The organism is Acinetobacter sp. Res13-Abat-PEC15-P4-01, assembly GCF_015676285.1.
Taxonomy (GTDB): domain Bacteria; phylum Pseudomonadota; class Gammaproteobacteria; order Pseudomonadales; family Moraxellaceae; genus Acinetobacter; species Acinetobacter nematophilus.
In genome coordinates this window covers 120,591-135,082 of the sequence record NZ_JADAIN010000006.1, presented here as the reverse complement: position 1 = coordinate 135,082, position 14,492 = coordinate 120,591, and the positions used below count along the sequence as shown (strand labels likewise).

At 41.8% G+C, this 14,492-nt stretch carries 14 protein-coding genes and 1 pseudogene; 9 read left to right on the top strand and 6 right to left on the bottom strand.

From position 1 onward, the window contains the following. The first annotated feature begins 38 nt into the window (after positions 1-38). Positions 39-305: a hypothetical protein gene (locus IMO47_RS01355; RefSeq protein ID WP_196076399.1), complete on the top strand. Its 267-nt coding sequence runs from the start codon at positions 39-41 to the stop codon at positions 303-305. Positions 306-644: 339 nt separating this feature from the next. Here the strand turns inward: IMO47_RS01355 and IMO47_RS01350 are convergent, their stop codons facing one another. The 6 genes from IMO47_RS01350 to IMO47_RS01330 form a co-directional block, all read right to left on the bottom strand. Then, on the bottom strand, positions 645-1,181 hold the full coding sequence (locus tag IMO47_RS01350; protein WP_196076398.1) for a hypothetical protein: 537 nt from the start codon (positions 1,179-1,181) through the stop codon (positions 645-647). Positions 1,182-1,289: 108 nt separating this feature from the next. Next, positions 1,290-1,841, bottom strand: a complete 552-nt coding sequence (locus tag IMO47_RS01345; protein ID WP_196076397.1) for a DUF1566 domain-containing protein — start codon at positions 1,839-1,841, stop codon at positions 1,290-1,292. 33 nt (positions 1,842-1,874) lie between these two features. Further along, positions 1,875-2,099: a hypothetical protein gene (locus IMO47_RS01340; protein WP_196076396.1), complete on the bottom strand. Its 225-nt coding sequence runs from the start codon at positions 2,097-2,099 to the stop codon at positions 1,875-1,877. Further along, entirely contained in the window at positions 2,096-2,230 is a 135-nt protein-coding gene (locus IMO47_RS19835; RefSeq protein WP_264757106.1) for a hypothetical protein, read from the bottom strand. The genes IMO47_RS01340 and IMO47_RS19835 overlap by 4 nt, the downstream gene beginning before the upstream one ends. 3 nt (positions 2,231-2,233) lie before the next feature. Continuing rightward, complete coding sequence (locus IMO47_RS01335) at positions 2,234-2,488, bottom strand: hypothetical protein (protein ID WP_196076395.1); 255 nt, start codon at positions 2,486-2,488, stop codon at positions 2,234-2,236. 549 nt (positions 2,489-3,037) lie between these two features. Next, complete coding sequence (locus IMO47_RS01330; RefSeq protein ID WP_196076394.1) at positions 3,038-4,045, bottom strand: hypothetical protein; 1,008 nt, start codon at positions 4,043-4,045, stop codon at positions 3,038-3,040. 113 nt (positions 4,046-4,158) lie between these two features. On the opposite strand from IMO47_RS01330, the gene IMO47_RS01325 reads away from it, so the two are divergent. The 8 genes and pseudogenes from IMO47_RS01325 (at position 4,159) to IMO47_RS01290 (ending at position 14,481) form a co-directional block, all read left to right on the top strand. Then, on the top strand, positions 4,159-5,220 hold the full coding sequence (locus IMO47_RS01325; protein ID WP_196076393.1) for a DUF932 domain-containing protein: 1,062 nt from the start codon (positions 4,159-4,161) through the stop codon (positions 5,218-5,220). Positions 5,221-5,351: 131 nt separating this feature from the next. After that, positions 5,352-6,404, top strand: coding sequence for a lambda-exonuclease family protein (locus IMO47_RS01320; protein ID WP_196076392.1), 1,053 nt, complete (start codon positions 5,352-5,354; stop codon positions 6,402-6,404). A gap of 204 nt (positions 6,405-6,608) precedes the next feature. Next, positions 6,609-7,595 (top strand): hydrolase or metal-binding protein, encoded by a 987-nt coding sequence (locus IMO47_RS01315; protein ID WP_196076391.1) that lies wholly within the window; start codon positions 6,609-6,611, stop codon positions 7,593-7,595. A gap of 85 nt (positions 7,596-7,680) precedes the next feature. Then, positions 7,681-7,910: pseudogene (locus tag IMO47_RS01310) on the top strand (AlpA family phage regulatory protein). Between the two features lie 570 nt (positions 7,911-8,480). After that, positions 8,481-9,725, top strand: a complete 1,245-nt coding sequence (locus tag IMO47_RS01305; RefSeq protein WP_196076390.1) for an efflux RND transporter periplasmic adaptor subunit — start codon at positions 8,481-8,483, stop codon at positions 9,723-9,725. 10 nt (positions 9,726-9,735) lie between these two features. Beyond that, positions 9,736-12,819, top strand: a complete 3,084-nt coding sequence (locus IMO47_RS01300) for a CusA/CzcA family heavy metal efflux RND transporter (protein ID WP_196076389.1) — start codon at positions 9,736-9,738, stop codon at positions 12,817-12,819. Beyond that, the gene (locus IMO47_RS01295; RefSeq protein ID WP_196076388.1) at positions 12,812-13,135 is read left to right on the top strand and encodes a DUF3240 family protein; all 324 of its coding nucleotides are present in this window, start codon (positions 12,812-12,814) and stop codon (positions 13,133-13,135) included. Before IMO47_RS01300 ends, IMO47_RS01295 begins: the two co-directional genes overlap by 8 nt. Continuing rightward, positions 13,135-14,481, top strand: coding sequence for a TolC family protein (locus IMO47_RS01290; protein WP_196076387.1), 1,347 nt, complete (start codon positions 13,135-13,137; stop codon positions 14,479-14,481). The genes IMO47_RS01295 and IMO47_RS01290 overlap by 1 nt, the downstream gene beginning before the upstream one ends. The last annotated feature ends 11 nt before the right edge of the window (positions 14,482-14,492 follow it).

Here is a 14,492-nt window from a genome sequence, read left to right as displayed (position 1 = left end):
AATCGATAAGCCTTTTTTCATTTTATCAGGTATATTCTATGATTCTTACATGCCCATACTGCAATTCTGAAAACGTCACGCGTGAATCGACACAGACAACCAGTAATAACAGTCTCTCTTCAATGGCAGGTGCAGGGATTGGTGCAAGCATCTCCAAGCATTTGCCTACCCCATTTTCACCACTGTTGGGGGGATTAGCAGGAGCGATGATTGGTGGTTTGATTGATAGCTTTGTACAGCCGTCAAACCCACAACCGACAGTTAGATATTTTCACTGTCACCACTGTCAGAATAAGTTCCAGTAAATAGGGTGGCATAAAAAAATCGCAGAGCCGTTCTCTTCGCCCCCTCTTCATTGAAGAAGAAAGGGCATTTGAGACAGCTCTGCTTGTAGTCTTATCGGCAATGAAATACTCTCATCCTAATATTGATCTTTATTTTTAATATTTTTTAACTTGAGGATTAAGAGTTTGTGCCATTCAATAGAAATGGACGAAGTGTAAAAATTGACATTTGCTACAATAGTATGTGGTTGACAATTATTTGCTATTGAGCCCCATCACATAGGTGATCGTGGGGGTTCAGGTTGTAAAAAAATAAGGGAACAGCTTCCCTTATTTTTTGGTTTAAATCTTTGTACTTCATCAACCGTGATTGCAACCTTCACTCGGTGTTGAATATTCTTCATCCCAACCCAATGAAAACACAGGGCGATTCATTGATGCAGCTTTGTTCTTTTTGACATATTCCGAATCGAATTTAACAAACACCTCTCCGTTAACTCCATCGGTAATGAAGAACGAATAGTTTTGGTTGTATTGAGTATCTAGGATATTAAAGCAACCTTTGCCAAGTTTCTTCTCTGCTGTCTTCAGTGTATCCTTACCAATGGTAATGGTTTGACCACGTGTTTTGATAAACGTCGTTGATGGTTTATTATTCAATTGAGATATACCAAATTTACTTAAGCCACGTTGACCATAACTGGCACTAATCGAGTAATTGGGTTTAGACCAATAACTATAAGTTGTATTTCCACTGGTTGGTTTGCCTAATTTAGCGATCAGCGTTGTTCGATTGTCTTTAGGGGTAATTTGCTTGCCAGCAAAAGTAATCACTGGTTCACTTGCAATCGTCAACGTAGATACAGCCAATAAAGAGACACATAGAAGTTTCTTCATTTATTTTTTTCCTTGAATTTAGAATGATATGTATAAGCTGTAGAACAAAAAGGCTTCACATATCAAAGCATTTGGTTTATAGAAAGATCGGGTTGAGAGAATGACTGACTATCTGCGTACCAAACGCATGGGTAAGTCATATGCTTTATAGCTTTTTTGTCCAAATGCCGTTTCGTATGCCCAATACCATTCCATTTTATCGTAACCAAAATATTTCAAATCCTGTGCTTCACGCTTATCAGGCACAAAGACGGTGCTACTTCTTAACGTATCCTTGGGGTCATAGCGTTCAGGGTTAGGTGGAAAAATCGTAGTGTTGATTGCAGGTTGCCAGCATTCGCTATCCAGTGATAGCAACTCATCAATGCTTGGTAAACGCCAGTTTGGTGCATATTGACTGATATATGACTTGGCACTTGAATTGGAGAAATCGAGTATTTCACCAGTACAAGCACGACCATTCCATTGTTCCCCAGCAAGACAGCGTTGCCAAATTAAACCTGTTTTCAGGTCTTTGACTTCTCGCCCTGCGTTTAAAAGCTGATAACGGCTATTTGGAGTAATCGAAGGTTGTTTACTATCACACTCTTGAGCGAAAACAGAACTGCTCAAGAATAGACTGCTAAGTAATAAGGGCTGAACGATGTAGGTTTTGATCATTTGAATTATCCAAAGGTTTTAAGTGAAAATGAATCATCTCGAACGCAGTGTTAATGCACCAATGAATAGCAAGATCAAAACCCCACCAATAAATTTACCCACTGATGGGAACAGCATTGCTGGCCAAACTAAGCCTTGACCGATATTGAACATAAACGGCTTATAGCTATATTGCCCCCAAAAATGTTGATAGACCGCGAAGAAAAATCCGATGGTCAGATAGCCACCAATTAAAGCTGTTTTAATATTTGAATTCATTTTTTACCCCCACCTACAGCAAAGTTAACCAGCAACATAAATAGACCTAGTAAAATCATAAAACCAATAAAGGGTAAGCCTAGAAATGCTACGATGATGATGACAACGATAATGCCTGCAATGACACGCATGACTTATTCCCTCATACACTGAAGACTGCTTTGCACCATGTCATTTTGAAAAGACTCGGTTTGGCTCAGGGTGTAGAGGTTATTTTTAAAACCATCTTCCCCATATTTACCTTCGAGTTTTTTATAGACGCATTTACAGACAGAACGTTCCATACCTGTAGACTGACATCCTCCGAGAAACTCTCGTTCAGCTTTACTGGCACAACCAAGCGTTAGGAATGAACACCCAACGATTAAAATAGATGTGTGAATTTTCATCATTACCCCTAATTTATTGTTTTTGCTTATTTAAGAGTTGATCATCTCAACGGTAGTTCGAATTAAAAAGACAAAGGTGTCCTATTCCAAGGACAAGTAAGTCTTAGATTGAATGTCTGTTGAATGAAAAACTAAGTGCTATGCCAAATGCAGGGCAACAAACTTATAGGGCTTTAGAGAAAAGAGTAAAGAAAGATAATGCTTAGTCATGGTAATGACTCCTTTGGGTATAAAGAAGTTTCACCAGATTACTGTCAAATAATGGTGGCGAAACGAAAAGGGGTTGACAGACTGATACCCAAAAAGATCAGCACACCCGAAGGTGTCCCCCTCCCGTTCCACCGCAGAGGGGGAGACGCAGGGTAGCCCACCAAAAAGTGAAACTTTTTAGCGTGCTTTGGGTAAACGGTCTGTCAAAACCGACTGACAATGTAGGTCAGCAGGCAAAGGATAATCTGACGGTAGGGCTTAGTCAATGCCACATTTCAAAAGTGGGAAGCACTTTTTGAAGAATGGAATTGTATTAAGTACCTAATTAATTTACATGAATTAAGATGAAATAATGATAGTTGATTTTTTATTAAGCTTAAATGTAAGCAACTTAATATTGAGTCGCTTTAACGTATCTTGTAGATCTTGAGCCAACTCTTGATCATAAGGTAGTACAAGAGTTCTTTGGCATTCATTGGATACGCCATGAACCATTAATTGACCTACAGCAGTATATATATTAGTACGGTTTGAGTTTGTTTTGACTTCATATACTTCAACAAGGTTATTATCAATGGCAACCCCTAGATCAATATACAAATTTTTCACCAAATGGCTTTTATCTGGAAGTGAATTTGCACTCCGCCATTTATAAACCGCATCGACAATTTCTCCATGCCTTGAAATATAATCAATTTCTTCTGAACGCTTTCCTTGGCGTTGCCCATGTGATTCTGAATAGAAATCAGAAAATTCTTTTTTCTTTTTTTGAAATTCTGGTGATGTTAATTCACCATCACGTACCGCTTGTTTGAAATTTGCAATATTGTTGATATAGAAGATAGCAGGTTGAGTAACGGCTATACCTTGAACAGGCATAACCACGATTCCTTCTTTAACATTACCTAATGAATCTAAAACTTCAATAGGTTGCTGATTACTCCATGCTAAAAAGGCTTCTTTACCAACGCCTTCCGTTCCACCACCGACGCGACCTGAATGCATTAAATAGACGGAACCAGTTTCACTATCACGTGCAAAGAAGCCTGCAATTCTATCATTACGACCTTTATATACCGTATTAATCTCTACTGAAATATCTAGACTTGAACTATTACTAAGTAAACCAAACCAGTTTAAACGACGTGGATTAAGAACATCCTTTCCATTATGATCTGTTGACCAGAACCAATAAGTTCCATCAGATTGCACTTGTGCATCAAATACAGTACCACCAGGATAGCCAATATTTTTTTTAATTTCTTTTTTAAAATCACGGCGAATTGAACGCTCTAAATCCTGTTGTGCTTTATTAATTTCTTCTCTTGATTCGATGAGTGTAAACATAAAGTTAATCCATAGTCTTATTGTATAATTGTGAATAATAATTACAAAAAATCAAAATAATTTCAAATACATATTACCTAAGTGAATAATCAATTTCATTGGAGTAATTTAGTATGGCACATTTAATAGAACAAATGGCATACGTTGGGCAAACCCCTTGGCATGGCTTAGGCAACCAACTTTCTCAAAACCAACCGATTGAAGTATGGGCACAACAAGCAGGCATGGATTGGCGTATTGAATCCTCCGATGTCAGCTATATGGCACAAAACGAACGTGGGCAAAGCATTATCATGCCCTATGAAGAGCAACGGGTTTTATACCGCTCAGACACCCATGCACCATTATCAGTGGTCAGTCAACGCTACCAAGAAGTTCAACCCAAACAGATTCTTGAGTTCTATCGAGATTTGACTGAACAATCAGGTTTTGAATTGGAAACCGCAGGCGTTCTTAAAGGTGGCAAGAAGTTCTGGGCATTGGCGAGAACAGGACAAACTTCCTCACTCAAAGGCAAAGATGTGAGTAATGGCTACATACTCTTAGCCACCGCTTGTGATGGTACACTCGCCACCACTGCACAATTCACTTCAATCCGTGTGGTGTGTAACAATACTTTAGCTATTGCACTGAAAGGACAAAACAGTAGTACAGGCGTAGTCAAAGTACCACATAGCACCAAATTTGATGCAGATAAGATCAAACAACAGCTTGGCATTTCAATTCGTGCATGGGATGAACACAGCTATGAAATGAAACAACTGAGTCAACGCAAAGTGACCCAACAAGAAGCAGCTGCTTACTTTGATGCTGTATTTAACAATACCAATCTTAGTCAAGCAGAACAGGATGAAGGCATCATTCAGTTTTATCGCAATGTAGCGAATCAAACTGAGTCCACTAAAACTGAACTAGCCAAAACAGACTCAAGCAAAGCTGAACCGAATGGACGAGCTATGTCGAAAGTCATGACCATGTTCAATGGACATGGAAGAGGGGCAGAACTCAGTTCAGCCAAAGACACAGCCTATGGCTTACTGTGTTCCATCACCGAGTTTGCTGATCATGAACGTCGTGCCATGAGTCAAGATCACCGTCTTGATTCAGCTTGGTTCGGTGCAGGGGCAGGCTTGAAACAACGTGGTTTAGAACAAGCATTAAGGATGATTGCTTAATAGCCTAAGTAGCCCAACTGATTCAATACCACATTTTAATATTTTAAATTAATTAAGCAAATCAAAGCTGTGTCTACGGACACAGCTTTTTTTATGCCCAAATTTTAAAAAAATACCAGAGGAATACTTATATGCAATCTATTACCCCGTTAACCCCATCCCCACATCTCAATCGTGCTACACAACCTTTTATTGCCCCGAAATTCTTTACCGCCAAACGCTTAGTGAATACAAAACATATGAGCCAAGCAGAATGGCTAGAGGTTCGAAGACAAGGTATAGGCAGTAGTGATTGTGCAGCAGCGTGTGGACTCAATCCCTATATGTCGATGCTAGAACTTTGGATGATCAAAACAGGACGCATCCAACAAAACATTGAAGATGAAAGTGAAGGACATGCACCCCTATATTGGGGCAAACGTCTTGAACCTCTAGTTGCTGAATACTACAGCATGCACACCAACAACAAAGTCCGTCGCATCAATGCTGTTCTACAACATCCCGAAGCTGACAAATACTTTATGTTGGCAAACTTAGATTACTCAGTAGTCGGAAGTGATGAAGTCCAAGTCTTAGAATGCAAAACCGCAGGGGAATACGGCGCAAAACTTTGGCGAGATGGTGTGCCTTTATACGTGCTGTGCCAAGTCCAACACCAATTGGCGGTGACAGGTAAGAAAGCAGCACATATCTGTGTACTGATCTGTGGGCATGAAACCCGAATCTTTAAAGTGACCCGTTCAGAATCGGTGATCCAACATATCATCAATGCCGAACGTTACTTCTGGGAATGTGTAGAAAAGGATACCCCACCTGATGCAGATGCCAGTGAATCCGCAGGCAAAGCACTACAACTACTATATCCCGAGCATATCCCACTCAGTACCACTGACTTGTCCGAGGATGAACAAGCCAATCAACAGTTTGAACAATTGCTTCAAGCGCGTAACCAAATTGAAAAGCATCAACAAAACTTTGATCAGCTTAAACATCAACTACAAGCCAAGATACAAAATGTAGAACGAGCAACATTCACCAATGGTTCGGTGACGTGGAAAAAGTCTAAGGACTCTATCAGCTTAGATAGCAAGGCATTACTGAAACAACACCCTGAATATCTCAATCAATTTCCACACAACAAACAAGGTTCACGGCGTTTCAATATCTACAGCAACGATGATTGAAACAAAATTAGCCTAAGAAATAGAAATCTTCAGCAAAACTCAAAATGACAAAAACCGCTCCCCGCCCTCTACTTAAAAGCAGAGAGCAAAACGGTCGCGGTTTTCGTTGCTAAAAATTTATTTAATTGAATTATTTATTTATGGAACTGTATCTCGTTCATATAGGACGCAATTCTGTAAAAAAATAAATATGAGGAATATACCATGATCAAAGGTTTAGCGATTACACCGCCAATACTTGGACGAATCAGTATAGGCAAGATTGTCGAAAAGAACGGAAAACGACTCCCTGAGAAAGATGATCAATTTACCATTACCAGCCAAATCCAAAATAAAGACGGATGGGTCAAACATCCCCTTGATGAACAGCTTCGAGCAAAACAGCAACAAAATCAACAACCCAACCAACACGCAAGCCAAAACCAAAGCCAAGCCCCCAAACTCCGCGCTATTCCAGTACGGATGATCTTTAACGATCCTGAACTGAACCTACGAGCAGAGTACACTTTATTCGACCGACAGACTGGACGACCTGTGTGTATTGGTAATGGTGAAACCTGTCAACGACTGACTAATCAAGGTGTGGAACAACATCCATGCCCATCACCTGACCTATGTCCTTTAGCAAAAGGAGGTAACTGTAAGCCCTTTGGGCGATTGCATGTCAATTTAGATGAAAGTGATGAACTAGGTACGTTTATTTTTAGGACGGCGGGTTTTAATAGTATTCGGACTTTAGCAGCACGACTCAGTTACTACCATGCAGCATCGAATGGTTTATTGTCATGCTTACCGCTACAACTCACACTTCGAGGCAAATCCACCACACAAAGTTATCGAACGCCTGTGTATTACGTGGATTTAACACTACGGGATGGAACAAATCTGCAAAAGGCTATTCACATGGCGCAAGAGATTGATCAGCAAAGTAAGCAGAGTGGGTTTAACCAAAGTGCTTTAGACCAGATGGCACGACAAGGCTTTGCCAATGCGCGATTTGAGATGAATGATGAGGAGGGCTTAGAGTTGGTTGAGGAGTTTTATAGTGATGAAAATCAAGAGACTGAAGTAGAACAAGCTCAGCCTGTAACCACAGCGAGAAGCAAAGCAAAGCCTAAGCTGAATCAGGCTGAGGGTTTTGTACAGGATATACAGAAAGGATTGCAGAGGAGTGTGAGGGCAGTGAATTAATTGTCATGTAGTTCAAAGTTAAATTTTTACAGTTCTCCCAATCATTTGAGCAGTAACGCTCGCATCATTGATAGGAGTAAACATCATGAATGCGTTTGTTGGACAAACTTTTCAAATGAATCAACTTATTAGTATCAAAGAAGTCATAAAAATTGTTGGTGTAGGTCGTTCGACGATTATGAAATGATGGATGAATTTTCACCTTATTACGATCCCACTTTTCCAAAGAAAGTTCAAATCACCCAAAACCGTATTGGTTGGTCAGCTTATGAAATTCATCTGTGGATTGAAAGTGAGTTGGCAAGCCGAGAGTAAAGGAACAACTGTTCCTTTATTTTTTTGATTTTATCATGAAGTATTGAAATATTTAGAATTAGCGATCGATACTCATTAAAGTATGGATTATATTTCGCCTGTAAGTCCAAAAACACTCAGATAATTGTCAATGTTTTAGCTATGAGTTAACATCAATTTTTAGCTTAATCACATCTCCTGTCTTTTATAGTATTCTATTTTGATCTTTTAATTGATTAGCTGTTGAGACAGAGATGAGGGTGCAATCAGTACTCAAAATACTATCATTCAGGATGAATAAGAAGGTCAGCAAGTTTTAATAAAAAAGCTTAATGGGATTAGGAGTTTTGATATTTTAACAGTAACTATATGAATTTTATATAAAAATAAATATTTTGTTGCAAGTGCTCTATTGGGAATATCACTCCTAAACTATTGTTATTAAAAATGATTTTTATCTGAGATTAAAATTAGTACAGCAAATGTCAACACACTCTAATTAAAACTAATAAATTTGAAGATCAAACTTAATCGGATCTTAATAACTTGGTTTTACCCTTGCATAGAAAAATCTCTTTGAGGGTGGGGTCAGTGAGTCAACAAGTAAGTGTACTGGGTAATAAAAAACTATTATTCGCCATTGGCGCATTGGCCGTGGTTATCGTTGCGATTTTGTTAGGTAGTAGCTTACTGTCAAACAAGAATGAAGCTGCACAAGTTAAGGAAACCGATGCTGCAGCCAATGAAGCGATTAAAAGTGATGCTTCGGGTAATCAAATCTTGATCTCACCAGAGCAAATTAAACAAGTCGGCATCCAACTACAAAGTTTGGGTCAGCCAAGTACTGATATTCAAACGACTTTGTCTTTGCAAGGTCTGGCGCAGTGGTCACCTGAAAGTAAAGTGGTGTTGACCAGTCCAGTTGCTGGGGTAGTACAACAAGTTTTGGTGCAACCTTTGGCGGCCATTGCACGCAATAGCAATGTACTGACTGTAAGTAGTCCAGACCTGATTCAAACTCAAAATGAAATATTACAAATTCGTGCACAGCAACAACTGGCACAGCAAACTTTAGCACGTGAAATAAAACTCTTTGCTGAAGGCATCATTGCAGAAAAACGTGTCCAAGAAGCACAAAACCAAGTGCAACGTTTGAGCATCGACTTAAGTGCAAAACAACGTATGTTGCAGTTTATGGGGGGCAGCAGTGCTAATGGTCTTAACCCTGTGGTTTCTGTAAAAAGCCCAGCCAGTGGTCAGGTGGAAAGCCTACAAGTTTCTGCGGGTCAATATGTAGAAATAGGGGCGGTACTCGGTCAGTTGGTCAATGGCGATTTACCTTTGCAACTGCTATTACAAGCCAGTTTAGCTGACAGTAAATTTATTCATATTGGCGATACGGTTAAAGTAGAAGGCTGTGAGATTACTGGTCAGGTGCAAAAAATCGCGCCAGCATTGGCAGGCAATACGCAAACTCAAAATGTCGTGGCACAGATGAGTGCCAATCATAGCTGTCTGCATGTACAACAGTTTGTTAAAGCACAGCTGCAAAGCCATAACTCAACAGCGATGGCTGCTTGGACTGTACCGAGTGCGGCACTGACTTTAAAAGATGGCAAACATATCGTCTTTGTGAAAAATCAAAATGGTTATGCTGCAGTGCCAGTGGATGTTGTGGGTGAAAATCAACAACACAGTTATATCGCTTCAACCGGTTTAAAACCAGGTATGGGCATTGCTGTCAGTGGTGTTGAGCGTCTAAAAGCCGTTTGGTCAGGCTTTGGTACAGAACAAGCACCTGCCGTCAATAGCAATACTGCAGCCGCAGCGCATTGAGGCCAAGCACATGTTGAAACGTATCATTGCATTTTCACTTGGCCAACGCATCCTGATTTTGCTGATTGGTCTGGCGATCAGTGTGGCTGGCTACATGGCTTTTACCAAGCTACCGATCGATGCCTTTCCTGATGTATCGAGTACTCAAGTTCAGATCGTGATGAAATCACCAGGTATGACTCCCGAAGAAGTGGAAAGTCGTATCGTGGTGCCAATCGAACAAGAAATGTTGGGGATTCCGCATCAAACCGTACTGCGTTCGCAATCCAAATATGCCATTGCCATTATTACTTTGGACTTTGCCGAAGGCACTGATCCTTATTGGGCCAGACAACAGGTCAATGAACGCTTAAGTGGCGTCATGTCCGCATTGCCAAGCAGTGCTTCGGGTGGGATCGCGCCGATGACCACGCCTTTGGGTGAGTCATTTATGTTTACCCTACATGGTTCACTGAGTGACATGGAAAAACGGACCTTGTTGGATCGCGTGATTCGTCCACAGTTACGTAAGATCGAAGGGGTGGCTGATGTCAACTCTTTGGGTGGTTTGGTACGTACGTTTGAAGTGACACCGAACCTAGAAGCCTTAGCTGCACGTGGTTTATCACTCAATCGACTGCAACAAGCGATTGAACTTAACAACGCCAGTGATGGTGCTGGTCGACTCAATGAAAATGGTGAATCACTGCTGATTCGTAGTGATAGTCGTGTCAGTAACTTGGCTGAGTTGGGTGATATTATTGTTTCCAACAACCAAGGTGTTTTGGTTCAAGTCAAAGACGTTGCGACAGTACATACTGGTGCTTTAACCCGTTATGGTGCCGTAACTGAAAATGGTCAAGGTGAAGCGGTTGAAGGCATTGTACTCAGCTTAAAAGGTGCCAATGCGCGTCAAGTGGTACAACATGTGCGTGAACACTTGCAAGAGATCGAAAAAACCTTACCTGCAGGCACCACTATTGAGCCGTTTTATGACCGTGGTGAATTGGTCAACCGTGCCATTCATACCGTGAGTAAGACACTATTTGAAGCTATCGTTTTAGTCTTAATTTTACTGTTGTTGTTCTTGGGGAATTTACGCTCTGCATTGGTGGTGGCAGCGATTTTACCGCTATCAGCATTGAGTACTTTCTTGATGATGCGTCAGTTTGGTTTAAGTGCCAACTTGATGTCGCTCGGTGGTTTAACCATTGCCATTGGTTTGCTGGTCGATGCTGCCGTAGTGGTGGTTGAAAATATCGAGATGCAGCTGGCCGATGCACATGAATCCAAAAACCGGTCATTTTTACCACCGCTGAATGTAATTTATCGTGCGGTATGTGAAGTATCGGTACCTGTGACTGCGGGTATGATCATCATTATGTTGGTGTTTATCCCACTGATGACTTTGGAAGGTCTAGAAGGCAAGCTGTTCTCACCCGTCGCGTTGACGATTGTCTTTGCACTGTCGAGTTCACTCTTTTTCTCTTTAACGATTATCCCTGTGTTGTGTTCGTTCTTCCTCAAATCACAAGCCCATCACACACCATTTATCGTGCGTAAACTTGAAGCGGCTTATAGCAAAGTTTTAAATGCGAGTTTGGCCAATCCGAAAAAAGTCTATGCAATGGCTGGTGTGGCCTTGTTGGTGGCGGTGTTGATTTTCCCATTTATTGGTAAATCGTTTATGCCGACCATGGATGAAGGCGATACCATTTTACAGCTAGAAAAAATCCCTTCGATTAGTCTGCAAAACTCGATTGCACTGGATATGGATATTCAACGACGTATCTTAAAACAAGTGCCTGAAGTCAAGCGTATCGTGGCGCGGACTGGTTCGGATGAGCTCGGTCTGGACCCGATGGGGCTTAACGAAACCGATAGCTTTATTGTGCTTAAACCGCAAGATCAGTGGAATGGTCAAAGTAAGGAACAGATCTTAGCGAAGATTCGTCATGTCTTGGGTGATGTCCCTGGCGTGAACTTAACCTTTAGCCAACCGATTGAAATGCGGACGTCAGAAATGCTCTCTGGGGTACGTGGTGACTTAGCGGTGAAAATATTTGGTACAGACCTCGATAAACTCAATGAATTATCTAAGCAAATTGCCGGCATTTTACAGGGGATCGAAGGCAGTCAAGACGTGATGACCCTTGAAAACTCTGGGGTGCAATATCAAGAATTGCGTGTACGTCGTGATATGGCCGTGCGTAATCAACTCGACAGCCAAAACATTCAAGCGCAACTGAAAACATTGATTGAAGGTAAAGAGATTGGTTCGATCATTGAACAAGGCCGTCCTGTACCGTTAATGATGAAAGGTGATCCATCTTTAAGCCAATCCAGCTTTAACTTGGCCAATATCGCATTACCAGTTGAAAACTCTGCCGCAGTTCCAATGCAGTCTTTGGCTGAGATGGTCAAAACCGAAGGTGTAGTGAAAATCGACCGTGAAAATGCATCGCGTATGTCTGTGGTGCGTTCTAACGTGCGTGATCGTGACTTGGTTGGCTTTGTTGATGAAGCCAAACAAAAAGTGGCTGAAAAAGTCAAACTGCCTGCTGGGTATAATTTGAAATGGGGTGGTCAGTTTGAAAACCAACAACGTGCCGCAGCGCGCTTGATGTTGGTGATTCCTGCAGCCTTGACCATGATCTTCTTCTTGTTATTCACTACATTGGGTTCTGTACGCCAAGCGGTATTGGTGTTTGCCAATATTCCATTTGCCTTGATTGGTGGTGTGGTGGCCTTGGCGATTACGGGTGAGTATCTATCCGTACCTGCATCAGTCGGCTTTATCGCGCTGATGGGGATCGCGGTGCTCAATGGTCTGGTAATGATTGGCTACTTTAACCAGCTCATTGCCCGCGGTATTGAGATTGAGGAAGTGGTAAGAGAAGGGGCAATGCGTCGTCTACGTCCAGTGATGATGACTGCAAGTATTGCTGCATTGGGTCTGATTCCATTGCTATTTACCACAGGTCCAGGGGCAGAGATTCAGCGCCCTCTTGCTATCGTGGTGATCGGTGGATTGATCTCATGTACCTTATTGACTCTGATTTTGTTACCTAATCTATTTAAAAAATTTGGTTTAGCGAGTGATCATCATGCCTGAAATGTGCCAACTCTCTATTAACGTGTCGAGTGAGATTGTCGAAGAACTGATGAGCCATTTATGGCTGATTCCTGAACTGGTTACGGGTTGTACCTGTGTGCCAGCCAAGGGTTTTGGTAGCCGTCAGCATTATCGCAATGTGCAAGAAAAGATCCGTGGTGCGACTGAGCGTAACCTGATCTTGATGGTTTTGCCGCAAGCATCGGTACCTTTAGTTTTAGACCATATTAAACAAAAATTTAAAGCAAGCGACTGTTTCTACTGGGTACTTCCCACTGTGACCTCTGGCTATGCAGGCCAAGGAGCACTTGACTGATGAACTCAAATCTCAATATGCAGATCAAAATTCAACCCGCTGTACTCAGTAAAATGTTACGTTTACTCGGACTTGGCTGCTGCTTGGCTTTTACCCAAGCTACATGGGCTGAACCGAGTCTCGATCCAGTCTTGCCACCAGTAGAAGCAGTTAAACAAAGTTTGGCTGAGCACTCGACTGTGCGTGCTGCGATCTCAGACCAAGACTATGCAGACTTTGCTGGCCAAGGACTCAAATTGGGTCAACACCCATGGACAGTACGTGCCGGGATGCAGCTGCGTAAGACAGATGCTCAAGAGGGTCAATCCAAATCCAACAGCTATGAGCCGAGTTTTGGGGTCGAAAAGCAAATCCGCTTATCGGGTAAATATCAGCTCGATCAAGACCTAGCTAAGCGTGGTGTAAACATTGCAGAGTTAAAGTACGAAGATGCCAAACACGAAGTCGCTAAGTCTTTGTTAGGCAACTGGTTTGCTTATATGCGTGCAGCTTTGCAGCTGAATCGTTTGCAAGAACAGTTAGGTCAGATCGAACAGTATATGAGTATGACCCAGCAACGTATTCGTGCTGGTGATGCACCGCGTCTGGAACTGATGTTGCTCAATAACGAACATAGCCAAGTTGAAGAAAAATATATGCAAGCCAAAGTGGCTTACTATCAGTCACAGCAACTATTGGCACGTGATTATCGTGGTACGATTCCTGAGCAGTGGAACAGTGATATGATTCAGGTTGGTCCAATCAAATTTACTCAGGCGGAGTGGATTCGACAGATTCTATCCGCTAACCATGAGTTAGAGTTGGTGCGGAAACAGGCTGAGCAACAACATGCTTTACACAAACGTGAACAGCTCAATAAAATCCCTGATCCAACCATTAGTCTTGGCTATAGTCGTGAACAGTCGGGCGTGGAAAACTTAATGGGGGTGACGATTTCGGTACCATTATCTGGCAGTCACACTCGTGTTGCGTCGGGTATGGCCGCAGCCGAAGCACGTAAAGCAGATTATGAAGTAGGACGTGTGGAAAACCGTCTACGTCAGGAAGCGCAGTACTGGTCAACGCAAATGGAGTCAGCTCAGGTACGTTATGGTAAAGCGCAGCAGAACTTAACCCAATTGCAACAGCAACATAGCCTGATGCAAAAGGCTTATAAATTGGGTGAGCTCAGCCTCAACGAACTGTTGTTACATTCACAACAATTGATCGAAGCGCGTAACCGTATCGATCAAGCCAAAGTTGATTATGCCGAGAGCTACGGACTACTATTACTCAATTCACATCAATTGTGGCCATTACACGACGAACATGAGCATGATGGCCATGAGCATGAGGTGAAACAATAACTGCATGATTC